This is a genomic window from Brachyspira hampsonii 30446, assembly GCF_000316195.1.
GTDB lineage: Bacteria > Spirochaetota > Brachyspiria > Brachyspirales > Brachyspiraceae > Brachyspira > Brachyspira hampsonii_C.
In genome coordinates, this window is the sequence record NZ_JH994111.1 from 1,134,785 (window position 1) to 1,161,737 (window position 26,953).

General features: G+C 29.1%; 26 protein-coding genes. 22 read left to right on the forward strand and 4 right to left on the reverse strand.

Annotated elements, in window-relative coordinates; translation table 11 throughout:
* Position 1: 1 nt before the first annotated feature.
* On the forward strand, positions 2-1,396 hold the full coding sequence (mnmE, locus tag A966_RS09795; protein ID WP_008725097.1) for a tRNA uridine-5-carboxymethylaminomethyl(34) synthesis GTPase MnmE: 1,395 nt from the start codon (positions 2-4) through the stop codon (positions 1,394-1,396).
* A gap of 185 nt (positions 1,397-1,581) precedes the next feature.
* On the opposite strand, the gene A966_RS09800 is transcribed toward mnmE, so the two are convergent.
* Together A966_RS09800 and A966_RS09805 are read right to left on the reverse strand one after the other, a co-directional pair.
* The gene (locus A966_RS09800) at positions 1,582-3,480 is read right to left on the reverse strand and encodes a TraB/GumN family protein (RefSeq protein WP_008725099.1); all 1,899 of its coding nucleotides are present in this window, start codon (positions 3,478-3,480) and stop codon (positions 1,582-1,584) included.
* Between the two features lie 12 nt (positions 3,481-3,492).
* Positions 3,493-5,895 (reverse strand): penicillin-binding protein 1A, encoded by a 2,403-nt coding sequence (locus tag A966_RS09805; RefSeq protein WP_008725100.1) that lies wholly within the window; start codon positions 5,893-5,895, stop codon positions 3,493-3,495.
* A 907-nt stretch (positions 5,896-6,802) separates the two neighbouring features.
* Here A966_RS09805 and A966_RS09810 point away from each other — a divergent pair.
* The 17 genes from A966_RS09810 to A966_RS09880 all read left to right on the forward strand — a co-directional run bounded on the left by A966_RS09810 (position 6,803) and on the right by A966_RS09880 (position 21,697).
* Positions 6,803-7,303 (forward strand): GNAT family N-acetyltransferase, encoded by a 501-nt coding sequence (locus tag A966_RS09810; RefSeq protein ID WP_008725102.1) that lies wholly within the window; start codon positions 6,803-6,805, stop codon positions 7,301-7,303.
* Positions 7,304-7,508: 205 nt separating this feature from the next.
* Positions 7,509-8,297: a flagellar type III secretion system pore protein FliP gene (fliP, locus tag A966_RS09815; protein ID WP_008725103.1), complete on the forward strand. Its 789-nt coding sequence runs from the start codon at positions 7,509-7,511 to the stop codon at positions 8,295-8,297.
* 53 nt (positions 8,298-8,350) lie between these two features.
* A complete protein-coding gene (gene fliQ, locus A966_RS09820) occupies positions 8,351-8,620 on the forward strand; it encodes a flagellar biosynthesis protein FliQ (protein WP_008725104.1) in 270 nt (89 codons plus the stop codon).
* A 39-nt stretch (positions 8,621-8,659) separates the two neighbouring features.
* Entirely contained in the window at positions 8,660-9,463 is an 804-nt protein-coding gene (fliR, locus tag A966_RS09825; RefSeq protein ID WP_008725105.1) for a flagellar biosynthetic protein FliR, read from the forward strand.
* Entirely contained in the window at positions 9,460-10,662 is a 1,203-nt protein-coding gene (flhB, locus tag A966_RS09830; RefSeq protein WP_008725106.1) for a flagellar biosynthesis protein FlhB, read from the forward strand. The genes fliR and flhB overlap by 4 nt, the downstream gene beginning before the upstream one ends.
* A gap of 21 nt (positions 10,663-10,683) precedes the next feature.
* Positions 10,684-12,795, forward strand: coding sequence for a flagellar biosynthesis protein FlhA (locus A966_RS09835; RefSeq protein WP_039955746.1), 2,112 nt, complete (start codon positions 10,684-10,686; stop codon positions 12,793-12,795).
* Between the two features lie 55 nt (positions 12,796-12,850).
* Positions 12,851-13,024, forward strand: coding sequence for a hypothetical protein (locus A966_RS13605; RefSeq protein WP_008725115.1), 174 nt, complete (start codon positions 12,851-12,853; stop codon positions 13,022-13,024).
* Positions 13,025-13,065: 41 nt separating this feature from the next.
* Entirely contained in the window at positions 13,066-13,320 is a 255-nt protein-coding gene (locus tag A966_RS09840; RefSeq protein ID WP_008725117.1) for a hypothetical protein, read from the forward strand.
* Positions 13,321-13,347: 27 nt separating this feature from the next.
* Positions 13,348-15,321 carry a flagellar biosynthesis protein FlhF gene (locus A966_RS09845; RefSeq protein WP_008725118.1) on the forward strand — a complete coding sequence of 658 codons (1,974 nt, stop codon included), beginning with the start codon at positions 13,348-13,350 and terminating at the stop codon, positions 15,319-15,321.
* Between the two features lie 34 nt (positions 15,322-15,355).
* On the forward strand, positions 15,356-16,219 hold the full coding sequence (locus A966_RS09850; RefSeq protein ID WP_008725119.1) for a MinD/ParA family protein: 864 nt from the start codon (positions 15,356-15,358) through the stop codon (positions 16,217-16,219).
* Between the two features lie 22 nt (positions 16,220-16,241).
* A complete protein-coding gene (locus A966_RS09855) occupies positions 16,242-16,856 on the forward strand; it encodes a hypothetical protein (RefSeq protein ID WP_008725120.1) in 615 nt (204 codons plus the stop codon).
* A gap of 41 nt (positions 16,857-16,897) precedes the next feature.
* Positions 16,898-17,155, forward strand: a complete 258-nt coding sequence (locus tag A966_RS09860) for a hypothetical protein (protein ID WP_008725127.1) — start codon at positions 16,898-16,900, stop codon at positions 17,153-17,155.
* 64 nt (positions 17,156-17,219) lie between these two features.
* A complete protein-coding gene (gene whiG / locus A966_RS09865; RefSeq protein ID WP_008725128.1) occupies positions 17,220-18,032 on the forward strand; it encodes an RNA polymerase sigma factor WhiG in 813 nt (270 codons plus the stop codon).
* A gap of 15 nt (positions 18,033-18,047) precedes the next feature.
* Positions 18,048-20,024: a FapA family protein gene (locus tag A966_RS09870; protein ID WP_008725129.1), complete on the forward strand. Its 1,977-nt coding sequence runs from the start codon at positions 18,048-18,050 to the stop codon at positions 20,022-20,024.
* Positions 20,025-20,039: 15 nt separating this feature from the next.
* Complete coding sequence (locus A966_RS13820) at positions 20,040-20,438, forward strand: hypothetical protein (RefSeq protein ID WP_232817766.1); 399 nt, start codon at positions 20,040-20,042, stop codon at positions 20,436-20,438.
* Positions 20,420-21,004: a hypothetical protein gene (locus A966_RS13825; RefSeq protein WP_232817767.1), complete on the forward strand. Its 585-nt coding sequence runs from the start codon at positions 20,420-20,422 to the stop codon at positions 21,002-21,004. Before A966_RS13820 ends, A966_RS13825 begins: the two co-directional genes overlap by 19 nt.
* A gap of 27 nt (positions 21,005-21,031) precedes the next feature.
* Entirely contained in the window at positions 21,032-21,697 is a 666-nt protein-coding gene (locus tag A966_RS09880; protein ID WP_008725130.1) for an HAD-IA family hydrolase, read from the forward strand.
* Here the strand turns inward: A966_RS09880 and recO are convergent.
* Positions 21,686-22,471, reverse strand: a complete 786-nt coding sequence (recO, locus tag A966_RS09885) for a DNA repair protein RecO (RefSeq protein ID WP_008725131.1) — start codon at positions 22,469-22,471, stop codon at positions 21,686-21,688. The genes A966_RS09880 and recO overlap by 12 nt on opposite strands.
* 81 nt (positions 22,472-22,552) lie before the next feature.
* Positions 22,553-22,720, reverse strand: a complete 168-nt coding sequence (locus A966_RS09890; protein WP_008725132.1) for a DUF362 domain-containing protein — start codon at positions 22,718-22,720, stop codon at positions 22,553-22,555.
* A 247-nt stretch (positions 22,721-22,967) separates the two neighbouring features.
* On the opposite strand from A966_RS09890, the gene A966_RS09895 reads away from it, so the two are divergent.
* From A966_RS09895 to A966_RS09910, 4 genes are read left to right on the forward strand one after another with little or no spacing between them, the layout of a single operon-like run.
* The gene (locus tag A966_RS09895; RefSeq protein ID WP_008725141.1) at positions 22,968-23,657 is read left to right on the forward strand and encodes a tetratricopeptide repeat protein; all 690 of its coding nucleotides are present in this window, start codon (positions 22,968-22,970) and stop codon (positions 23,655-23,657) included.
* 41 nt (positions 23,658-23,698) lie between these two features.
* Entirely contained in the window at positions 23,699-24,880 is a 1,182-nt protein-coding gene (locus A966_RS09900; RefSeq protein WP_008725145.1) for a M23 family metallopeptidase, read from the forward strand.
* Positions 24,881-24,917: 37 nt separating this feature from the next.
* Entirely contained in the window at positions 24,918-26,093 is a 1,176-nt protein-coding gene (locus A966_RS09905; protein ID WP_008725147.1) for a hypothetical protein, read from the forward strand.
* On the forward strand, positions 26,090-26,944 hold the full coding sequence (locus A966_RS09910; RefSeq protein ID WP_008725149.1) for a M23 family metallopeptidase: 855 nt from the start codon (positions 26,090-26,092) through the stop codon (positions 26,942-26,944). Before A966_RS09905 ends, A966_RS09910 begins: the two co-directional genes overlap by 4 nt.
* Positions 26,945-26,953 lie beyond the last annotated feature (9 nt).

Consider the following 26,953-nt stretch of genomic DNA (forward strand, 5'->3'; position numbering starts at 1 on the left):
TATGAATGAATATGATATAAAAGATACTATAGCGGCATTATCAACCCCATATTCAAAAAGTGCATTAGCTATAATAAGAATGTCAGGAAGCATGGCATTAGAAATAGCATCAAAAATATGTTTTTATGCTAATAATGAAAATAAGAATATAAATAATTTTGAACATAGAAAAAGTTATTATGCTTTAATAAAAGATGAAAACAATATTCCCATAGATGAGGTTATAGTATTATCTTCTTTATCTCCTAATACTTTCACATCTGAAGATACAATAGAATTTATATCTCATGGCAGTATTGTAGTAATAGATTCTATTATGAATGTATTGATGAGAAATGGAGCAAGGGCAGCTAATAGGGGAGAGTTTACATACAGAGCTTATATCAATGGAAGAATAGGTATAAGCGAGGCTGAGGCTATACATGATTTAATAGATTCTAATAATAAACTTATGGCTGAGGCTAGCATATACAAAATGAGAGGCAGACTTACAAGAGAAATTGATAAACTTAGAGAAAATATAAAGAATTCTCTTATGCTTGTTTACGGAGAATTGGATTTCCCTGAAGATGATACTGAAAGTTTTTCTTATGATAAGCTAATAGAAAATTTTGAGATTATAAAAAAAGATATAGAAAATATTTTATCTAATTCTAAAAAAGTTGAAAATCTTATTAATGGTATAAAGGTTGCTATATTGGGCAGAGTTAATGCTGGTAAAAGCAGTATATTTAATATGATATTAGATAGAGAAAGAGCTATTGTATCAAATATAGCAGGTACTACAAGAGATTTTTTAAGTGAAAATATTTACATTGAGAATATACCTTTTTATTTAATGGATACTGCAGGGTTTCATAAAAATGCTGATAATGATATTGAACTTGAAGGAATTGAAAGGGCAAAAAAATGTGCTTATGAATCTGATATTATACTTGCTGTGTTTGACGGAAGCGATATAGCAAATGAAGATGATATTAATTTAATAGACTTCTTAAAAACATTGGAAAATAAAAATATTATATATATACTTAATAAAAGCGATGAAAATAAAAAGTTTAATAAAGAAATAGAATCAAATAATATCATCAATATAAGTGCAAAAACAAAATCTGGAAAAGATGAATTGATATCAGCCTTAAAAAATTATGTTTCTGAATCTGATATGGAAATTTTTAATAAGGAAACTTATGTGAATAATAGAGAAAGGGGGTATTTAGAAAATGGACTCAAACAGATTAAGGTATGTATAGAAAAATCAAAATTATCTTTTTCATTAGATGAAGTTGCTGAAGAGATGAATATATTAAATAATATACTTGGAAATGTTAGCGGAAAAGTTGATGCTGAAGAAGTAATTAATGAAATATTTGCTAATTTCTGTATAGGTAAATAAGTAAATAATAAGTTCATAGCATTTAATATCAATTAAAATGCTGCATACAAAAAAATAATAATATATTATTTAATCTAATTTAAATTTTTTGTTATCATATTGATTTTAATTTAAATATATTTTTTATCTATTCTGCCAACCCACCCACCCCCTAATTTAGAACGGTATGCCTTTAGAGATAAGAATTATATTATATAATCATCAGCTATTTTTCTAAGTCTTTTGTTTCCAAGTACATGGAAATGTCTTAACTTTCTTAAAGTTTCACTTGAAAAAGTAGTAAGAGGAACATAAACTACTTCAACAGAATTCTTTTTAGCAAATTCTTTTAATATATTTGAAGGAGGAGTAGGAGCAACATAACCTAAATATTTGTCTACAGAATATATGATTGCAGTGTATAAAAGTAAGTCAGCATAATTTCTAACTATCCCTTCTTTTTTTAACTGAGGATATATTCTCCAAACATCATGCGGAGCCTGAGGCGGCATTAAAGAAGCATAACCTCCGAAATAGCATTTTGATATTCCTGGACCAACTAAAGTGTTTCCCGGTTCTGTAGAATAAAGTATTAAATCACTATCATCATGTGCTTCGCTGTACCAAACTATATTCCAATCATAATCCTCATCATGCTCATCATCAAATATTACAACCATATGTCCAATATTTCCTTTGATTTTTGGAATTTCTTTGACATATATTTCATTTTTATAATAGTTCCTTATAGTTTCACGCATATCAATACCATCTTTGATGCTTACCGTGAAAGGTTCTATTTTTGCTTTATCCTCTGTAAGCATATTCCTTATTTTATCCCTAAGTATATTCATATGCTTTTCCATTAGTATATCTTCAGGTACATGTGAGAGAAGGTTTGTTCTTTTATTCCAAACATCTTCCCATTCTCCTTCATATTTTTCACTAGGACGCGTTGTAACATTAACTTTCTTAAAAGATGTTTTCCATACATTATCATATTTATGAAGTTTTATTTTTTTGTCTTTTAGCATGCCTTCCATACCATTAGTGCTTGGATCTCTATTTAATTTTATAGTAGGGTAGTTCTCATCTTCTTCAGTGTAATGCGGATAATATTCCATACCTTCCATAACTTCTAGGGCATAATCATTATTTATCATGCATTTTGCTGCTGTAAGCATATCTATATAATCCGGTATGATATAATTATCAAGGAGACATAAGTTTCTTAAATACTTCATCATGTTTTTTTGCTGTAGTAATGAGATTGGAAGTTTATATCTCATCTTCGCTTCTTTGAATATTGTTTCTATAATATTAATTTTATCAAAGTTTTCTAGCTCTCCGTTTCTATATAGTTCATACATATAAGTTGTGAATGGGAATTCCCCAAGCATTTTATTTAATGATTCTTTATGTACATTATATATTTTAGGCTCTGAATATATATATTCTTCATCATCTTCTGAAAATTTTTTATTTATTATTTCTTCTTTTGCTTTGCTGTCTAATTTTTCATTATCTAATTTTTGCAATATAGATACGATATTTTCCCAATGCGACATTCCTATAACAAGAAGTATTTTATTATATTTTTTAGATAGTTCATGAATGTTTTTAGCCATGAATATTTCTCTCTCTTCATCTGCTTCATCCTTATGAAATATATAATTGTTTTTTACTTCAGTATAGAATTTTTCAAGTCCTATATTTTTCATAACATAATCATCAGGCATAAGATAATGAGAATTCGAGTTTATTGAAGTAATATCTTTATCTATAGGAAAGAACGGTATTTCTTCATCAATAGCAAGACGAACAGCCTCTATTATAGAGTCAGACGGATCTATTGGTATATAAACGGCTTCATTTTCAATTTCTCTTATTATAAGACTTACAAAAGGAAGTCTGCTTACAGCCTCTCTTAATGAATCTGCAAAATTAGCAGGGTGTTCTATTGCTACAATGTCCGGTTTAAATTTTTCAAAAGCCTCCCTTACAGCCAAAGCAAAATAAACCCTCGAATGTATAGAAGGTATTGCAAGTATATTTTTATATCTTAGAACCTTAGAATCTATATTCTCTATTAATTTTTTATCCATTCATAAACCTTTTTAATAATTAAGGAATGAATCTATTATATTGTCAAGTTCATTAGAATCTTCCAAATAATGAGAACATACATTACAAGTTTCAGTAGGTACTTTATCTTTTACAAATAAATCTGTTTGGAAACTGTAGCATGAAGGACCCGGAAGTTTACCGCTTATAGCACAAACCTGCATACTTATAACATTTTCAGGCTTTGTATACCAAGTAGGCTTAACCTCTTTTAATGCCTCAACCATATATTTACCCCATATAGGAGCAGCAACTCTTCCTCCAACCTGATTATTTCCTAAAGAATATTTAAATGAGTCGAATCCAATCCATATACCTGTAGCAAGTTCAGGAGTATATCCTACAAACCAAGCATCTTTCCAATCATTGGAAGTACCTGTTTTTCCTGCCCCTCTTCTTGTAAATTTAGCTTCGTACATAGCACTTGTAGCAGTACCGCCTCTTAATACCCCCATTAATATGTCGCTTATTATATACGCAACTTCTTTGCTTACAACCTGCTTAGGTCCTCCGCTCAATGTTACCTCTTTTTTAAGTTCTTCTTCAAAATTATCCATAACTATTCCGTATCTGTCAGTAACATATCTTATAAGTATAGGATTAACTTCTTTACCTTCATTAGCAAACTCAGCAAAACCTGTTGTAAGTTCTAAAGGAGTAAATAGTCCTGTACCAAGCCCTAATGTTAAATCATGATTAAACATTCTTTTAGATTTATCAGAATCAGGCTCAGCTTTAAATATAGGTTCTACATATCTTATAGCATTTGTAATTCCTACATAGTTAAGTACATTAACAGTAGCTATATTTAATGATGCCGCTAATGCATATCTTAAACTTACATCTCCTTTGAAATTTCCTGAATAGTTTTTAGGTATCCAAACTTCTCCATCTTCACCTTCTTCAGGTACAAAACCTATAGGAGCATCGCTTACAATAGTAGAAGGACTGTAATTAGTAACATCCATTGAAGCAGCATATACAAAAGGTTTAAAAGCACTTCCAGCCTGTCTTCTTGCCTGAGTAGCCCTATTAAATTGGTTTCTTGCCGTAAATCCTGAACCTCCAACCATTGAAACAATATATCCGTTTCTAGGATCTATTGAAACCAAAGCTCCTTCAATCTGTCTTGAAAGTTCTGCCTCATCAGCTTTCATTACTTCCATAGTTATATCATTAACTTCTTCCATTCCAAATATATCAGATATTAATGCCAAAGGTAAAGTGCTATACTTATTTAAAGTATCTCTCACGGCAATATTAAATTTATTATAAGCTGTATTTTCAGGAAGATTAAATAATACAGAAATCATTTTCATTTTGTTTATGGTTTCACTATTATAAAGATTAATTATATCCATAGAGCCGCCTTCATATTTATTGTTATACTCTGTAAGAGCCTCTGTCAATAATTTCTGAGCAGCTTCCTGTTTTTCTATATCTATAGTAGTGTATATTTTTAGTCCGTCTTCTTTTAATGCTTTTTCTCCGTATTTATCTACTAATTGTCTTCTAACATATTCAGTAACATAAGGCGCTCTGTCTATTGAGGCACTATATGCAGTTGATCCTCTTCTTCCGATTTTTCCTGTATAAGATTCCCAAAATTCTTTATGTGCTTTATTAGCTTCATCTCTAGTTATAAATTTTAAATCAGCCATTCTGTTAAGAACAACTTTATGTCTTGCTATTGATATATTTGGATTATTAATAGGAGAGTATGCATTAGGAGCAGGCGGAAGTGTAGCAAGCATTGCACATTCTGCTAAATCTAAATTTTGTACATCTTTATTAAAATAAAATCTGCTTGCTGCCTGAACTCCGTATACCGAGTGTCCGAAATAGATTTGATTGAAGTATAAAGTTACTATTTCCTCTTTAGTAAGTCTTTTTTCTATTTGGAAAGTAACCCATATCTCTTTCAATTTTCTTGTTATGGTTCTTTCTGTAGATTTTAATACTATGTTTCTAGCAACCTGCTGAGTTAATGTACTTGCACCTCTTGCTCTTTTTCCGGTTAATATGTTTCCTATTGTACCTCTGAATATTCCTATAATATCTATTCCAAAATGGGACATAAAATTATTATCTTCCATAGATATTATTGCTTCTATTAATTGAGGAGGTAAATCTTTATATTCAACTAATGATCTTTGTTCTGTAAAAAATTCAGATATTACTTCGCCTTTTATATCATATATTTTTGTTGGTATTGTAGGTTTGTATAATTCCACAGCTTGTACATCAGGCTGCATGACTATATCAGCAACTAAAAAAGAAAATATTATAGTTATTACTGAAAATATTAATATCAATGATACTATATAAAATTTTTTGAACTGCTCTATATTAATGCTGTTATATTTGTCTGATATTTTTTTTAATAGTTTTTTCAATGTACTTATCCTATATATATGTTTATAATATTATACAAACAATTATTCAATTAATCAACATATTTTTTTACTATATTTTTCATAAAAAAACACTCTATGAAATTTGACTTCATAGAGTGAAAGTAATGGGTTTGTATATATATATCTTAAGAGCGCAACAAATGACGTTTGTAGCTATACTATATATAACATAATAGAAAACAAACAGTAAAATATATTTAATTTAGCAAGTTAAAAAGTAATATATCATAATCAGCTTTCATATCATTTTCAGTACCAGACATTAAAGTTGATATTTCATTTTTAGATATTGTTATTTTTCCGTATTTTATTTCAAACTGTATATCATAATTATTTACTGACGATTTTTATACAAATGAATTATTGGTTTTATATAAAGTGATTTCTGTACATTCGAAGATATTTAATAATTTGATTTTTTTCAACATATTCATTAGTATCAAAACATATATTAATAATAGTCTCTTTTTCATTTCTTTATACCTTAACTAATTTTATTTATTTAAGATATATTTCATAAAAAATTATTATATACTTAAAATAAAACAATGGGCTTATGATTAGGAAAACCATAAGCCCATCAATAATAGTGTTAGGAGTCTGATAATAATGAATAATTGCTTTGTTTATTAAAATAATAACTTATTTTTTCTCCTTTAGTAAAATAAGTTCACAATAAAAATACATATATAACTATTATAACCAAATATAATGTTTTTAGTAAAATTAATAATATTTTAATTATAAAAAAATATATTTTTACAATTTTTGTATATATATTAAAAATAATATAAAATTCTAAAAATTCAATTGAAAAATAAGAAAAAATAAGTTATCATATTATAGTTTACATAATAAAATCCGATAACTAATATTGCAGGTGTTCATGTGTAATATAAGAGAAGCACATATAGAAGATGCTGAAAAAGTTATAAATTATATTGTAAAAGTGTCTGAAGAAACAAATTTTATGATGTCTGATTCTAATGAAAGAGAATTGGATGTTAAAAAAGAGGAGGAGTTTTTACAAAATATACAAAAAAGCATAACAACTAAGATGTTTTTATGCGAGATGGATTGTGAAATTATCGGAATATGTAATTTGAGAGGCATTGATAGAAAAAGAGTAAAGCATAGAGTAAATTTAGGTATAAGCGTATTAAAAAAGTATTGGGGTAATGGAATAGCTAAAAGACTTATTAATTATGCTTTAGATTATGCTAAAGAAAATTCTATGAAAAAGATAGAATTAACAGTTAGAACTGATAATGAAAGGGCTTTAAAACTGTATAAATCGCTTGGTTTTTTTATAGAAGGTAGGATAAAGAGTTTTTTTTGTATTGATAATGTTTATTATGACTGTTATATAATGGGGTTATTTATTTAGTTCTATACTGTATAAAAAAATTTGTATAGTGTATTGATACTGTAAATATTGTATGATTGATAAAATTTATTATAATGGGTTGTAAATTAGTTAACATAATACTTGACTATTTTATAATAATATGTTAACTTTATTGAAGCCGTAAATATTATCGTTTTTAGAAGAAAAAAAATTAGAAAAAATTTGTAAAATTGGAGTTCTTAATATGCGAAAGTTACTAATGGTATTTTTGGTATTATGTTTACTTATACCGGCAGCAGCTTACGCTCAAGATAATACCCAAATACCAATACCAACAATAGGATTAAATGTTACCCAAGCTCAGACACCTCAGCAGGTTAGCTTGGGACTTCAAATATTATTTCTTTTGACAATATTGTCATTATCTCCATCTATAATAATAATGACAACAAGTTTTATAAGAGTTTCAATAGTATTAAGTTTTGTTCAAAGAGCATTGTCTTTACAAGAGACGCCGCCTAGAGCATTAATAATGGGGCTTTCACTATTTCTCACATTTTTTATAATGATGCCAACATTGACACAGGTAAACAATGAGGCACTTCAGCCGTATTTAAATGGTACTATAGGTGTTAATGAATTATACAGCAGAGGCATACAGCCTATAAGAATGTTTATGTTTAACTCTTTACGCGGTGAGAATGGTATGAAGAGTTTAGATTTGTTCTTAAGTATCAGTAATACTAATATAAGACTTAGAGAGATTCAGACAGTTGATGATTTAAATAGAATTCCTACTATAGTCGTCATACCGGCATTTATCATTAATGAGCTTACAATAGCATTCAAAATGGGAATATATTTATTTATACCATTTATAGTTATAGATTTGGTAGTTGCTTCCATACTTATGGCAATGGGTATGATAATGCTTCCGCCTATTATGATATCTTTACCGCTTAAAATAGTTTTATTTGTTGCGGTAGACGGATGGAAGCTTTTGATACTTCAGATAGTACAGAGTTTTCAATAAAAATAGAAATATATTTGGCACTTTATATAGTTAATAAATTTTAAGGAAATTTTATGAGTGATACTTCGATTATTGTTTTGGTTCAGGAAACTTTATGGGTATTTATGCTGCTTTCTGCTCCTGTTTTGGGGGTATCAATTATTGTAGGTTTGATAATTTCAATACTTCAGGCTACTACAAGTATTCAGGAACAGACTTTAACATTTGTTCCTAAGATGATAGCTATGTTAGCAGTAATATATATTCTAGCTTCTTGGATGCTTAATTATACTAGTGCTTTTACTGTTAGATTATTCAGCATACTTCCTAGTATAGCTAGATAATCAATATTTATAATAGGTTAGGGATAATAGGAATAAAAAATGGATAATTTTGTGAATTTTTTTCAGATTTACCTGCTCATTATGGTAAGATTTGCTGCCATACTCATGGTAGCTCCATTATTTTCTTCTAATGTTATTCCTAATAGTATAAAAATGGCTTTGGCTTTTATTGCTACAGCAGCCATATTTCCATTAGTTGCTAATATTAATGTTCAGGCAGCTCCTACTTTTGTTGAATATTTTTTAACATTGGTAAATGAGGCTTTGATAGGAATATTGATAGGATTTTTAATGGCAATTATATTTGCTGCGTATCAAGTTATGGCAAATTTCTTTGAAATACAGATGGGATTTGGTATATCAGAAACTGTTGATCCTATATCTCAGGTTACATTACCTGTATTAGGTCAATTACAGTCATTAGTTGTTATTTTGTTATTTATAGCCATAGACGGTCCTAGCTGGGTTATTAGAACTTTATTTTACAGTTTTAAAGCTATGCCTGTATTGAGTGATGCTTCAAAGGCAGTATTTACTTCATCATTTAATGGTGTTATAGATAGAATGATATATTATATGAGTTCTTTATTTTCTATTGCTCTTTCTTTATCTTTGCCTATAATGCTCACTTTATTTTTATTATCATTAAGTTTGGGACTATTAGCTAAGGCAGCACCTCAGATGAATATTTTAATGCTTGGTTTTCCTATGCAGATAGCTGTAGGTATAGCTGCTTATTATATTTTGATACCTGTACTAGTTTCTAATTTTATGAAGGTATTGGAAACTACTATAGCAGATGTTAATAATATAATAACTTTCTTATCTGGAGGAACGGTATGATTAAAAAAATACTTTCTTCTATATTTGAATTGTTTATTATATTCAAAGCTAAGTTATACAGAAAATACTTGCATCTTACAGGCAGAGGATATGTATTAACATTATTTGCTTCTCCTGAAGATGAGGGCAGAACTGAGCTTCCTACAGAAAGAAAGAAAAGAAAAGCCAGAGAGGAAGAAGGACGCGTAGTTAACTCAGCAGAAATAAATCAGACTCTTGTTTTAGCGGTTTCAATAGCCGTAATAGCTCTTTTAACTACATATTTTACTCATACAGTTGTACAGTTCTTCATTAGTATAATGAATAAGATTTCTAATGCTGATGCTTCAATAAATAATGCAGCATATACAGATATGCTTCTAGAAATATTTGTTCTTATAGCAAAAACTGCTGGTATAATCATGGCTGTTGCTTTGGTAGTTGGTGTTGGTGTTAATTTAGCTCAGACTCAGTTCTTATTCACTACAAAAAAATTAAAGCCTAATTTTAAAAGAATAGCACCTACTTGGTCAAACTTTAAAGAAAGAGTATTTATATCATCTCAGAACTTAATGAACTTGGCAAAAATACTTTTTAAAATGATAGTAATATCATTTCTTACCTTTACTACTATATATGGAAAACGTTCTGAATTATTCAATATGGTAAGTATGGGGTTGAGTCAGTCTATGAATTTATTTTTCTTTATAGTTTTAGAAATGCTGGCTAAAGTAATTATATTTATGATAATAGTTTCTGCTTTCGACTATTTTTTCCAAAAAAGACAGTATATTAATAGTTTGAAAATGACAAAGCATGAGATGAAAGAAGAGTTTAAAGAGATGGAAGGGGATCCTTTGGTAAAAAGTCAGCTTCAGGAGATGGCTAGAAAGATTGTAAGCAGAACAATGCTTAAATCGGTACCTGAAGCAGATGTAGTTATTACAAACCCTACTCACTTTGCGGTTGCTTTGAAATATGAAAATGGCGACTATGCCCCTATAGTAACAGCTAAGGGAGCTGATCATATAGCTTTAAGAATAAAAGAAATAGCTAAGGAAAATGATGTACAAATAGTAGAGAATAAACCTTTAGCCCGTGAGTTATACTATAATGTTGAGCTAGGACAGTATATACCTGAGAAACTATTTCATGTTGTATCTAGAATACTTGGCGAGGTATATAGAATACGAAATGAAAAAATGGCAAGGGCTATATAGGAGGAATAAAAAGTGGCAACAATGAATGGTGCTAAATCAATTTTAGATAATATAAAACTGCCTTCAAATTTAAGCAGACATAGTGATATAATGTTTGCTGTGGGTGCGGTTATGGTAATTATGATGCTTATCATACCTTTACCATCTATAATATTGGATTTCTTGCTTATAATAAATATCATAGTATCATTATTGATATTGCTTATGGTTCTTAGTATAAGAAGTGCTAATGATTTCAGTGTATTTCCTTCTGTACTTCTTGTTATGACGGCATTCAGACTTGCTTTAAATGTATCTACAACTAGGGCAATTCTTACTGAAGGAGCTAACTTTAACGGTAAGGTGATAACCTCATTTGCTGACTTCGTAGTTGGAGGAAATATAGTTGTAGGTGTTGTAATATTTATCATTCTTATAATAGTGCAGTTTGTTGTAATCACTAAAGGTGCTACAAGGGTATCAGAAGTAGCAGCTAGATTTGCATTAGATAGTATGCCTTCAAAGATGATGGCGGTTGAAAGCGAACTTCAGGCTGGAGCTATCACAGATAAAGAGGCAGAGGAAAAGAGAAAAAAGATTAGAGGCGAAAGTGATTTCTACGGTACTATGGACGGTGCTTCAAAGTTTGTACAGGGAGATGTTATAGCCGGTATTATAATCACAGTTATAAATATAGTAGGTGGACTTATCATAGGAATGACAATGAGAGGAGAGCCTTTCGCTCAGGCAGTTGATGCTTATACTCGTTTTACTGTTGGTGATGGTTTAGTAAGTCAGATACCATCTTTCTTTATGAGTTTTGCTACAGGTTTATTGGTAACTAGAAGCAGCAGCGAAGATAATTTGTCTACTCAGATTGCAGTTCAGGTTTTTGCTAAGCCTAAAAACTTATTTATTGGTGCTGGTTTTGCATTCTTCTTAATGCTTTTACCGGGATTCCCAAAAATTGCATTATTTGTAATAGCTTTGGCTTTATTCTTAGCCGGATATGCTTTGAAAAAAGAACAGCAGGAGCTTGGACTTAATGAGGACGGTACAAAAACAGATGCAGGTGAACAGGTACATCAAGGACCTTTAGATGTTACTCCTTTCTTAAAAGTGGAAAAGATAGAGCTTTCAGTTGGTGCTTCTCTTATACCTTTGGCATTGGAATCAGAGGGAGGAGATTTAATCAATAGAATAAGTCAGATTCGCAGAGAGCTTGCTTTAGAGGTTGGGCTTGTTGTTCCTCCTGTTCGTATTGTTGATAACAGCGTAATAGAACCTGATGAATATACAGTAAGTATAAATGGTACTGAAATGGCTAAGGGGTTCGTTCGTCCTAATATGCTTTTGGCTTTGAATGCTAATTCTCCAGACGGACCTTCTCCTGACTGTGAGAAAGTAAGAGAGCCTGCATTCGGACTTCCTGCATATTGGATTAAAGTTGATGAAAAAGATATGGCTGAGAAAAAAGGCTTTATGTTGTTTCAGCCTACTTCTGTTATTGCTACACATTTCAGTGAAACTATTAAAAGAAATGCTAGTCTTCTTATCGGTCGTGAAGAGGTGCAGAATATGCTTGATCTTATTAAAGATGACCACAAGGCTCTTGTATCTGAAGTGCTTGCAGCTAAACCTCATAATGAAAGCCCTCTCGGATATATACAGAAAGTTCTTCAGAATCTTCTTCAGGAGGAAGTGCCTATCAGAAACAGTGTTGCTATATTAGAGGGTGTTGCTGATGCTATAGCTATTATGGGAAGCGAACAGGCTACTGAACTTGTAAGAAGCAGACTTGCATCTCAAATATCTCAGATGGTTGCAGATCAAGACAGAAATATTAGAGTTATTACTTTAAGTCAGCAGCTTCAAAATAATATAGCTCAGAATCTTGCTAATACAGGTAATTTACAAGGTTCACAGATGATAGCTATGAGTTTTGAAAGTATGCAGAACTTAATTAAGAATATAAAAGATGCTGTTAAACTTGTAAGCGATTCGGGGGTTGATGATATAGTATTTTTGACTTCTCCTATAATAAGAAGACCGCTTTATCAGTTTATAGCTAAAAATATTGGTAAGTATAAGGTTATAGCAACTACTGAAATAGCTCAGGGTTATAATGTACAAGGTATTGCCAGCATAAAATAAGGCCTAATTGGGCAATTTAAGATATAAATAATAACATATTACTTGGAGTTATAGTATGAAAACTATTAAAATTTTTGGAAAAAACAGAGAAGAAATTGAAAAACAAGCTAGAGACAAATACGGTGAAAGCTATTTTATAATCAGCGTTAGAGAGAGCAAAAGAAAAAACATATTTGGTATGATTAAAAAAGAGTTTGAAGTTTCTATCGGCATACTAGAACAATATTAAAAAAAAGATTAAGAGATATAAATATTTATTAGGAGTATTATATGGCTGAAATATGTTCTATAAAATGTAAGAATAAAACTGATGCTATTATCGATGCTGAATATGGCAGGAATTTTACTATGCTATACAACAAAGATATAAAAGCCGGCGGTTTTTTAGGTGTTATAATGAAAAGAGAACATGAACTTAGAAGAATGCTTTGCAATGGTAATGTTATAGAAGTATTACTATGCAATGATAATAAACCGCATACTCTAATGGATAATACCCTGAAATGTATAAAAAAATATAAGTGATAGAATGATGATTATAGGAGTTACAAAATGGTAGATATACGAACTATTAGAGGTAAGAATAAAAATGATGCATTTGCCAAAGCTAGAGTAGAATATGGCGGCAACTTTGTTATTTTAACTAGTAAAGATGTAAAAGTCGGCGGTTTTTTAGGACTTGGAACTAAAACAGAGCATGAGCTTAGAATAATGCTTAATAATTCTATTTATGATAGAAAAAATAATACTATAAATGAAGATAAAGATTCTTATTTAGAAGATGAAGATGATATGTATAGAAGCAAGCTGTTAAGCGATAGAATAGAAATGAAAAAGCATTCATCTGAAACTATAGATGCAAGCGAAATGGCAGACAGAATAGTTTCTATAACTAAAGCATTAAAAGAAAAGAGTGCAAATAGAAATAATCATTCTTCTAATAATAATTCCGCTCGTTCTTCTATTCAGGAAAATTCATATACTGCAGAAAATGAAAATATTCCTGAAGAATTATTAAATGATGATAGCAATAATAATACTTCAAAGGTTGTTGAAGAAAAGGCAGAAGATAATAGTAATAGTATAAGAGAAAAAAATGCTGATAATTTTATTCCATTACCTAATTTTACTAATAATCAGTATTCTAATTTTCAAGGTTCTACATTTGCTAATATGAGAAATCCTATGCTTTCAGATTATTCTAATAATAATAGTTTTTCTCCTATTAATAATTACAGCAATTTTACTAATAATAATGATAATAGCTTTATGAATAACTTTAATAATAATAATGCTATGAATAATCATGCCAATATATATAATACTAATAATAGCCAGAATAATATTAATAACTCTGTAGATGATAATGTTAAAAAATTGGTTCAGGAACAGATAAGAGATATCATAAAAGAATATTTAGAAACTAATATTCCTAATATAAATTTAAATAAAAATAATTCTAATAATTCTAATGCTTATGAGGAGTTAAAACATCAAAATAAAACTTCTTATTCTATTTCCTCTGAGGAAGATGAAATAAAAAATGCAATAGAAGAAATAAAAGAAAATAGAAGAGAACTAAGAGGAATAAGAGAACATAAAGAACTTAACAGTAATGAAGAAAATAATTTAAAAGAAAATAAAAATACTGTCAGAGATTATTTTAATGATGATATAAAAGAATCAAATTATGATGATGAAGAAAATGATATTGAAAGTAACTCTAATACAAGTATCGCTGACGGAATGGAAGAGAGCTTTAATTATTTAAGAGACAGAGAGTTTCCGGAAGAGATATTATTAGAGCTGAGAGAATATTTACTTACATCAAGTAATGCAAGATTTTTTCAATCTAAAGATGTTATCAGAGAAGAGGTAGAAAAATATTTTGCTGAAAGATTAATACTTGCCAATGGTATAGAAGTTGGAGCTAAGAAAAAAATCATAGTCTTTGTAGGACCTACCGGTGTAGGAAAAACTACTACAATACCTAAAATAGCAGCTCAGTATATGAAATCCGGTAAAAAAGTTTCTTTTGTAACTATAGATAATTATAGAATAGCAGCAGTAGATCAGCTTCAAAGATATGCCAGCATAATGAAAGTACCGTTTACAAGTGCCAGCACTCCTGAAGCTTTGAGAGCAGAGATAAGAAAGATGGATAGTTCTTCATTATTATTTATAGATACTATGGGAAGATCCCCTAAAGGAGCTGAAGATATAGTTGCTATGTCAAAATATTTTACCACTGTTGGAAGATTTGATATGGATATTCAGCTTGTTATGAGTGCAACAGCAAAATATAAAGATGCTTTAAAGATTTTGAACGGATTTAAACCTACAAATTATAAGGGTGTAATACTTACAAAAGTTGATGAAACAGATTATTTAGCTTCTTCAATTTGTGCTATTACTAAAAAGAAATTACCTATTACTTATATAACTCATGGACAGGGTGTTCCTAAGGACATATCTACAGCTAAAAAATATGGTTATAAAATAATAGAAGGTCTATTTGGACATTAAAAATAAAAAATAATTAGGAAATTTATAATATATTATGAAAGATCAAGCCGATGAATTAAGAAAAATGATGAGCGTAAAAGATAAACGCCCCCAGCGTATAATAAGTATAGCCAGCGGTAAGGGCGGTGTAGGTAAAACTAATATAGCAATTAATTTATCCATAGCATTGCAGCAGCTTGGGCAGAATGTGCTTTTAATTGATGCAGATCTTGGATTGGGTAATGTTAATGTTATACTTGGAAATATGCCGGAATATAATTTGTATCATGTTATTAAGGGTGTGAAAAAAATACATGAGGTTATACTTGAAACAGATTATGGTATAAGATATATAGCAGGAGCTTCTGGATTTTCCTCTTTGGCTAATCTTTCAGGAAGAGCTTTGACTAAATTAGTTAATAGCATGGATTCTTTAAATGATGCTGATATAATAATAGTTGATACAGGCGCTGGAATTTCTGATAATGTTTTGTATTTTTTGCTTTCTTCAGATGAAAGTATAGTAGTTACAACTCCTGAACTTACAGCCATATTAGATGCGTATGGTGTAATAAAATCTATGGCGCCTGAAAATGCAAATGCTGATATAAAAATATTGGTTAATAGAGTTACAAAGGCTTCTGAAGGAAAGGAAGTTGGAGATAAAATTATTATGGTAAGTAAAAAATATTTGGATATGGATGTGAAATATTTAGGACATGTTATGGAAGATAAAACTATTCCTTATGCAGTTTCTCAGCAGCTTCCATTCTATAAGTATGATAATAAATGTCAGGCTTCTATGTCCATATATAATATAGCAAAAAGAATAATTGACATGGAATACGATGAAAACAGAGAAGTAAAAGGATTCGGAGGGTTTATGGAATCTTTATTATCTTTTGTAAGTAAAAAATGATAAATGTTAGCAGAGGTAATTTATGAATAATATAGCAGAAAGAGTAAAACAGTATTTTTCATCTAATTTTGGGAAATTAGATGGCATAATATCTATTTTAGCATTTATTGTAACATTTATATTATCTGTTATGTATAAGAATAGAATAGATATATCTTTACTTAAAGGACTGCTGTCAGGTCTTATAACTTTAGGTATATTGTTTTTAATAGGAACGCTTTTAAAAAGATATTTGGGAGATGTTATAGAAAGCAGTAATAGCAGCACTAATATGGATATAGATTATAATCCAATAGATGATAATTCCATTACAAATAATAATTCTGCTGGTAATGCAGATAAGGCAAGCGATGAATTCAATCCTGATAATATTAGTATATCTGCAGATTCAATAAATCTTGATAAAAAGCCTAATACAGATTATCATAGTTCCGGAGCTGATATAGGAGATATAATATCAGGTAAACCTTCTGCTAGCAGCAGTACAAATTACAGCACTACAAGCAGTACAAGCAGTATGTTTCCTGATAAAAAAGTTTCTGATAATGAAATGAGAAAAGAAGTTCAAGAGGATCCTGAAAAAGTTGCTAAGGCTGTTAGAACTATGATGGCTAAAGATGAAGAAGATAATAAATAAGATATATTAAAATAAAAAATTTAATAGTTAGGGTAAATATTATGAGAGATGAAGATAAAATAGCAAATATTACTAATGATAATGAACCTACATCAGGAGATATAAGTGATTCTTGGTATGTTAATGATAATTCTGATGAAATGACCGTAATAGATAGATTAAAACCTAATGATAAAATTAATTATGAATATTTTATCAATATGGAATACACAAAGAATAAAATAGTAGATTTATTGAAAAATATGCCTAAAAAGGTTACTAAGTCTGCGATAATAATGATACAAGATAAAAATAGATAATTTTAAACTAAGAAATTATCTATAATAATTATATAGCAAAAAATTAATAACTAGAGTGAATATTATGAAGATGAATAAAAAAGATAAAATACCAAATATTACTAATGAGAATGAGCAGGAATATTGGTTGGAGTTTAAAAAGACTCTTTCCCCTCATATAAGAGAGGCTCTAATTATTAAATATTCTCCTTTAGTAAAATATGTTGCAAATAAGATCTCTTTTAATATGGGATCTCATAAGCATATTGAATTTCAGGATTTAGTGGGCTTTGGATCTTTTGGGCTTATGGATGCTATTGATAAGTATAATCCAAACAGAGATATTAAGTTCAAAACCTATGCAGTTACTAGAATTAGAGGTGCAATATATGATGAACTTAGAAAATTAGATTATCTTCCTAGATCTATTCGTAAAGATGTTAAAGAAATAGAAAAGGCAAGGGAAATATTAGAAGCTAGATTAAGCAGAAATATTAAGCCTCAGGAAATAGCAGATATGCTTGGAATACCAATAAGCAAATATAATGAAACTATGAAAAGGTATATAGAGGCTTCTCCTACTTCTTTAAGCGATGTTTGGTATGTAGGTGATGATTCCAATGAAATATCAGTAATAGATACATTGAAATCTAATGACAAAACTAATCCGGAATATTTAGCAGAAAGAGAAGATGTTAAAAATAAAATAATAGCAGCATTAAAAAAACTTCCGGAAAAAGAACAGCAAGTTCTAATACTATATTATTATGATGATCTTACTTTAAAAGAGATAGGCAAAGTATTGGATGTTTCAGAAAGCAGAATATCACAGATTCATACAAAAGCTATACAGCAGTTAAAATATAGTCTTTCTGAGATAAAAAAACAATTATTATAAAAATAGGTGATTTTTATGAATGAATTAAAAAGAAAAATATTGCAAAGTGATTTTTATAAAGATATTTACAATAATAAAAATACTCGTTCAGTAGAATTATCGGTTGCTTCTTTAGAGCGAGGTATGCAGGAAGCGGCTGCTATATTTCAATGTCCTATTTATGAATTAAGCTACAAAGTTCTTGAAGACGGCAGCAAGGGCTTTTTCAATATAGGAGCTAAGCCTTTTTTGGTAAGATATACCCATATTACCTATGATAAATCTGAAATGGGAGTGGGTAAAGCTGATAATTATGAAGAGGTATATGAAGGAAATTCAGAAAAAGAAGTAGTAGTAAATAAAGATACAGAAATAATAGTAAGAGTTAAGAGAGACGGTGTATTTTTAAAAGTTAATCCTCCTGTAGGAGAGGGCAAAAAAATAGAAGATATTACAGCATTGGAAGAAAAATTAATAGATGCAGGTATAAAAGAATATGATTCTCATTTAGCTAAACAAATGCTTCATGAACAGACAGGAGAATATAAAAAAATAGCTGAATGGGATATATCTAAATCTGTTAATAATGCCAAAATCAGCTATACAATAACAGAAGATAAAATGCGTGCCTATGTTACAGTTACTAAGCCTTCTAAAGGCGGAAGAGAAATGGATTTACAAGATGTTAAAGAACTTCTTGAAAACAGCGGTGTAACTTTTGGCTTTCAAGAAGAAAATGTACAAAAATGTTTAGAGGAAGGTACTTTCAATATACCTATACTTGCTGCAGAAGGCCGTCCTCCTGTGAATGGACAGAATGCCAAAATAGAATATCTAGTAAATGTAAATAAAAAAGTAATTCCTAAATTTATAGGTGAAGATCAAAGCATAGATTATAAAGATTTAACTATAGTTGAGAATGTAGAGCAAGGTCAGAAATTAGCTAGAAAAACTCCTGCTACAGATGGGGAAGCTGGAAGAACCGTATTAGGAGTAAAGATAGAAACAAAAAGCGGAAAAGATATTGAAATCAAAGAAATAGTTGGTGATAATGTTGAGCTTTCAGAAGACGGTGACTATATTATAGCTTCTATAAGCGGACAGGTTGTACTTAAAGGAAAACTTTTAAGTGTAGAACCGATATTTGAAGTAGCTGGAGATGTAGGACCTGAGACAGGAAACATTAATTTTATAGGAAGCGTTGTTGTTAAAGGAAGTGTGAGCGATAATTATTCTATTAAGGCAGAAGGTAATATTGATGTACATGGAACTGTTGGTAAATGTGATCTTGAATCTAAGGGAGACATTATGGTCAAACTTGGTATTCAAGGAAATGAAAATAGTCATGTAATAGCAGGAGGAGATGTTATAGCTAAATTTATACAATTCTCTAATGTTCAAGCTGGAAATAATGTTGTAGTTACTGAGGCGATACTTAATTCCAATATTGATGCTGATAATAGAATAATACTTATAGGTAAAAGAGCTTCAGCAAGCGGCGGAAGATTAAGAGCATTAAGAGAGGTTAATGGTAAAGTATTAGGTTCTCAAGCAGGTGCTAAAACATATATAGAAACAGGAATAAGCCCAGCAAAAAGACGAGCAGTAGATGATTTAGATAATGAAAAAGCAGAATTAGATATTTCTATAGAAGAAACCGAAAGAAATATAAAATCTCTTGAACAGGCTGGAAAACTTAAAAAACTTGATGATGAAAAAAAAGAGCAGCTTCAAAGTTATAAAGAACAGTTAGAACAGGCTAATACTAGAAGAGAAGAAATAGTATTAAATAGAGAAGCTTTAATTCAGGAAATGGAAATAGAAAAAGTTGAATCTACAGTAAGTGCCGGTAAAGAAATGCTTCCGGGTGTAGAACTGCTTATAGGAAATGCTGAGTTTTCTATAAGACAAAGTTATAAAGCTATTACATTCTTTGAGCAAGATGGTATGATTCAGACTGAAAAATATAGAGGCGAACCTAAAAATGAAAGAAAAGAAGATAATGAAGAGTAGTGATTAGGAGATAATATGTCTTTAAAAATAAATGATTTTTACAGAGCAGCTATAGATTGTGCCATTGATGCTGATCCTAGAGGAAGGGAAACTGTAGAAAAAGAGCTTAACAATATAAAAAAAAATTATGATAAATTAGATGAGAAAAATAGAGAATATTTTGATAAAGACACTCTTTTTAATCCTTATTCAGATACTAGAATATTAAATATTGCTGAAGATAAAGATATAAAAAAAATTCTATGCGGTATAGATATGCAGACATCTGAATTACTTTTGGCTGATAGATTAAATGAAAAGAATTATAATATCGATTTAGTTATAACACATCATCCAAATGGATATGGATTTGTTAATTTTTATGATGTTATAACTATGCAGGCTGAAAAAATGCTTTGCATGATGTTGCTGTAAATGTTTCCGAAGGATTAACTAATAAAAGACTTAATGAAGTAAGCCGTTCTGTTTTTTCTTCTAACCATTATAGAGATGTGGATGCTGCAAGACTTCTTAAATTAAATTATATGTGTATGCATACTGTTGCTGATAATTTTGTAGAATCTTTTTTAACTGAAAAGATTAAAAAAGAAAATGCATATACATTATCAGATATTATTGATATTTTATATACTATAGACGAATATAAAATATCTGCTAAAAGATTTAATCCTCCTAAAATATTTAATGGTTCTAATAAATCTAAAGTAGGAAAATTTATAGTGGATATGACAGGAGGGGCGTCTTTTGATATAGGAATGATTGAGGCTCTATCAAAGGCTGGTGTAAGTACCATTGTAATGATGAATATATCGGACAGACTTCTAGATGAGTGCAGAAAATATTATATTAATATTGTATGTGCCGGACATATATCAAGCGATAGTTTGGGAATAAATTTATTATTTAAAGCTATAAAAGATAAAACTAAAGAAGATTTCGAGATTATACCTGCTTCAGGATATATTTTTGTAGAGAAATAAAGTGCATATAAAAAGAGAGATTTATTTATGCCTAAATATGTTAATATATTATTTGATCTTGACGGGACAATTACTGATTCAGCACCGGGTATAATGAATGGTATTTTATATGGAATAAAAAAAATAAATGAGCTATATAATTTAAATATCAATATTCCTGATAATGATACTTTAAGAAAATTTATCGGTCCTCCTCTTGATGCTAGTTTTAAAAAATATTGTTTAGATGATGAAAAATTATCACTTGATTTTATAAAGTTTTACAGAGAAGATTATAACGGCAATGATGGTTTATTTAACTGCACACTTTATGATGGTATATATGATTTGATTAAAACATTGTATGAAAATAATTATAGAGTATTTTTGGCTACTGCTAAACCTAAAGAATCAGCTCTAAGAATAATTGAACATTTTTCTATGACAATTTTTTTTACTAATTTTTATGCTCCTATACTAGGAGGAAAAATTAAAAGTAAATTAGATGTATTGAAAGAAGCATTAGAAAAAGAAAATTTTGAAAAAGACAAAACTATAATGATAGGAGATAGAATAGATGATATAGATGCTGCTAAGAATGTTGGTATTGATTCTATTGCTGTTAAATATGGTTTTGGAAATGACGAAGAGTTTAAAAATGCTTCATATATAGTAAATAATACAAAAGAAATATTTGATATATTAAGTAAGTAAAATTTCTTCTAATACTTTCTTGCTTTTTATTATTCTATTTATATGATTGAATATTGATTTATTCATTATATCTTTTAGATTGTCTATAGAATCATTATATATTTTTTTTAAATCTTCATTGTATATTATTTCTATTAGAGATGTATGCTTTATTATTTTCATAAAGACTATGTCATATTCTGTTATACTTATAGAATCTTTAATTAGATTTCGGCATTTTCGGCATATTAATCCGCCTTCCAATATAGAATAATATAATAAATCATTATTTTTTCCGCATATTGTACATTTATCTAAATGAGGTGATATTCCTGCTATATGCAAAGTTTTCATTTCAAATGCACGCATTAAAATATCTATATAGATTTTTTTTATTTTATCATCATTGCTGTAATTTTCTTCCAAACTTTCCAAAGCATTTAATGTTTTTTCCATTAAAATGAAATATCTATTATCAAAGTCTTTAGCACAGTATAGTAGCACTTCTCTGATATAGAATACGGCTAAAGATGAATATATAGATTTTTCTAACAATTTATAATTTTTTATAATAGAAGATTCTTTTAATATAGACAGCTGATTATATTTTTTTTCATATATATTTATATTTAATTTTGATATGCTTTCCAAATCGGATCCGAAAGCTTTTGAGTTATTTTTTGCTTTATGACATATTGCCTGCATTATGGAATTATCTGTAAGAAAAGATGCTATTATAGATGATGTTTTGTATATGTTGTATGAGAGTATAAATGCTTCAGTATTTTTTATCAATATTATTCCCTAAACTAGTATATAAAAATAGGGCAGGTCTAATATTATTAAAACCCACCCCAGATATGCCTTCAGCAGCAATTAAGCTGGATGTATAGCATTGCTTGGACAAACAGCTTCACAAGCAGCACAATCAGTGCATTTGTCAGGATCTATCACATAGATACTTCCTTCACTAATAGCATCGAATGCACATTCAGGAATACATGATCCGCAAGCTACACAATCGTTATTTATAACACGTGGCATAATTGACCTCCATAAAAATTAAACTGTTCGGTTATTATAACATAGTTTAATAATGAAATCAATATCTGTTTCTATGCAATTTTTCTGCAATTTCTATGCGATGATTATTTTTAACTTTACAAATAATATATTTTTAATATAATACTTTACATAATTTTTTTGTTAAAGTTTTAGTTAAAATATATTGAGATTTTTACATTATAAATATACAATATATGAACAATCAAATATATATTAGGGAGTATATATGAGTATAGGCTCTAGCAGAAGTAAATTAGAAGACGGGATAAAGTTTTTTAGAAATGAAAATTATAAAGAGGCAATAGACTCTTTAGAAAAAATATTTTCCGAAAAAAATGATGTTGAATCTGGATACCATTTAGCATTGGCCTATGCACAAATTCAGGATTATGATAATACTCTTCAGGTATTTGATAAAATTATGAGAAGACTTGATAATCCTCTTAGACTCATGCAGGCTCATATAATAGTAGGATATATATATGCTGTTAAAGAGATGTATGATTTAGCAGAATTTGAACTTATAGATGCATTATCTTCCGGTGTTGAAAATACTCAGATACATGCTGCTTTAGGGTATGTTTATTATAAAAAAGGAAATATAAGAAAAGCTATAGAGCATTTGAAAAAAGCTGTGAATCTTGATCCTAACAGTGCAAATGCAAGAAACTCTTTGGGATTTATTTTAGCAGATACTGAAACAAATATAGAAGAAGGAATAGAAGAAATTAGAAGGGCATTGTCAATAGATCCGAATAATCCTGCATATTTGGATTCATTAGGCTGGGCTTTCCTCAAAAAAAATGATTATGAAAGAGCTAAGGAATTTTTAACAAAGGCTTTCGAGCTTGCCCCTACAAATAGAGATATAAAAGAACATTTATTAAAATTAGATAAGTCTTCATATAAAAAATAATTATATAAAATAAATAATAGAATAATAATTTCGGAGGTTTTATGAAATATATTATCAGCATCATATTTTTAATTTCATTATCTTTATATTCTCAAAATACTATTCAATATTTGGGAAATACTTCTCTAAGCAGAGGAGGAAACAATATTGATATAAAAACTTCTAATGAAATATTATTAAATGATATTATAGAAACTGAAAAAAATGCTTTTGCTGAAATAAAAATAGGAAATAAATATTATTATATTGCGCCAAATACAAAAATTAAAGTAAGCAATAATAATGCTGTTCTAATAAACGGTGCTATGTATACTAGAAATAATGCTTTTAATTCTTTAGAAGATTTCAAAAAATATGATAATGATATAAAAATATATGCAGATCCTTTTCCATTCTATGCCGGCAAAGTATCTACTATATTTATAGCTTCCAAAGATGAAATAAAAATAGAAAATTCAAAACTTATGGGAAGTGCAAGACCTATAGTGAAGTTTTTTGAAGTAAAAGACGCTGACAGAAACATGAAAGTTTATAAAAGTATATTCGGTATATATGTAGGAGCTCAGGATAAAAAGTATCAGTTTATATCTGATATTAAATTAAAAGATAATACTGTATTGAATGTTGCTATAGATATACAATTAGATTTTACTCCTCCGCCTCCAAAACCAAAGCAAATACCTGGTGTAACTTCTACTATGAAAAATATTATAAGCAATCCGCAAAAATCCAGAGAAGAGAAAGAATTGCTAAATGGAAAAGTTTATATTAGTTATACGCCTACTAATTATGCAGATAAAGTTTATATAATGCCTTCTCAAGGCAGATATTCATCAGGTTTCGGAGCTTTCAGAGGATACACTAAAGACTATGCAAGATATCATCAGGGCTTTGATATAGCAAATACAAACGGAACTCCTATAATAGCTGCTAATAATGGAGTTGTAAGAGTATCAAGAGAATTATTTGTTAGGGGCAACTGTGTAGTTATAGATCATGGAGAAGGAGTATACAGTTCATATTTTCATATGTCAAAATTGATAGCAAAAGAAGGACAGTATGTTAAAAAAGGTGAGATAATAGGATTAATTGGTTCTACAGGAATGTCTACAGGTCCTCATTGTCATTGGGAAATGAGAGCCGGAAATATGACATTTGATCCTTTAAGTATTTTAGAAAAGCCTGTTTCATTTAATACTAAAACTCTTACTCAAATAAAATAAAAATATTAGGTTATAATTTATACAGCTTCGGAGATAAATGAAAGTAAAAGAAAAATCAATAATAGAATTTGAAAATATACATAAGATAGAACCTTTATTTATTAGGTATTTAACAATAATAAGTGCTTTAGCTTTTATAGTTTTATTTATATTTTTCTTTGGTACTCACAGACTTAATGATGAATACAATATGGTAAATGTTTGGAGTAAGAAAAGCGATTCATCAGATTTACCATCACATGATGAAAATTTTTATATAGACGGTATATTCAAACATAATTTTTTTACAAAGCCTGAAGGTATAATTCATTATTTTGATTTTAATGGAGATACAATATACAGCACTAATTTATCAAGAGGAGAACTAGCAACTTTAAATAATCAGAATTTTATCATATATAAAAGATATGGAAATTATATAGACGCATACAATAATATGGGCGGAATTATATGGCGTACCAATACTTCAATTTATCCTGAAATAGCTCCTTATGCTGAAAGGATAATATATCATTCAAGCGACAATTCAAAGATACAAATGTTTGATTTTAATAATAATCCGCTTAGCAGACATATACAATATGGCGAGATAATAACTGATGGTGCTTTTGCTTTGTATACAGGAGATTATATAGCAGGTTTTTCAAGCGGAGATATAGCATATATAAATAGAAACGGAGAATTATCTTTTGCAATATCTAGTATTCTTAGTGAAATAAATATAGTAAAGTCTGTAGCAATAAGCGAATATGGAAGTTTTGCTTTAGCGGTAAGCGGAATAAGACCTGAATATATAACTCTTTATGATGCTTTGGGTAATACTATATGGTATTTAGATACCGGACTTAACAGAAGAAGACATGTATCTAGTTATATAAGTGAAAAATCGATGACTGCTTTTATGCTTGCTGATAGGGATATTGTATTGTATTCTTTAAATAAAGGTAATGAAATAAAAAGAATTAATTTAGAAAAATATAATATGCAGAATGCAATTAATATGAAATTAAATGCTGAAACTAATTCTACTATTATGAGTATATCTAAAGAAGCAAAAAGTGTAGTTTTAATATATGATAATCATACTAAAGAGATTGTATTTGAAAAATATTTAGACGGCTGGGTATACAATCTCGATATATCAAATTTAGAAAATGAATATATGATTGTAACAGACAGAATGATTTATACATACAAGAGGGTTAAGCTATGAAAAAATATATATTATTATTATTTATAATATCTTCATTTTTATTTGCGAGGGTGCCTATTGACCCCAACAGAATAAGAATAACAAGTACATTCGGAGAGTTTAGAACGGATCATTTCCATAACGGAGTTGACTTTGGCGGACATAAAATGGAAATATATCCTGTAAAAGACGGAGAGATAGTTTATTATATTGATGAAGATGAAGATCCCACAAGACCTCTTTATGGAGTTGGAAATGTACTTATGATAGAACACCCTGATAATTTAAGAAGTTATTATTATCATATAGAACCAGGTAGTATAGAAAAATCCTATGCTAAAGTAACAGAAAAAGATGTTGTAGCTCTCACAGGCAACAGCGGAAGATCCGGAGGAGCACATTTACATTTAACTATAGAAAACATGAAAGAGGGATTAGTAGTAGATCCATTAGAATATTTAAGTATAGATAAAGGCTCAACTCAAGCACCGCTAATTCATGGTATATATTTAAGAACTGAAAACAGACTTATACAGATAAAAGATAAAATGCCTATGAGTTATAATGGAGAAATAAAATTATTTGTTAAAGCTTATGATTTATTAGGCGGAATACCTATGGGGCTTAAAAGAGTAAAAATATTTATGAATGATGAACTTGTAAGAGATTATGATTTTACATATTTCATAAAAAGAGATAATGTATATTATATATCTCCGAATTATACTTTTGAAGAAGTGTATGGAGTAGATTCGCATTTTTATAGGGGCGGTATTTTTGTTCCTAAAAGAGGAAAATATACATTTAAGGCTGAAGTTACTGACTTTGATAATAAAACTGTAGTATTAACTAGAACTGTTAATTTTTATTAATAATTAAAA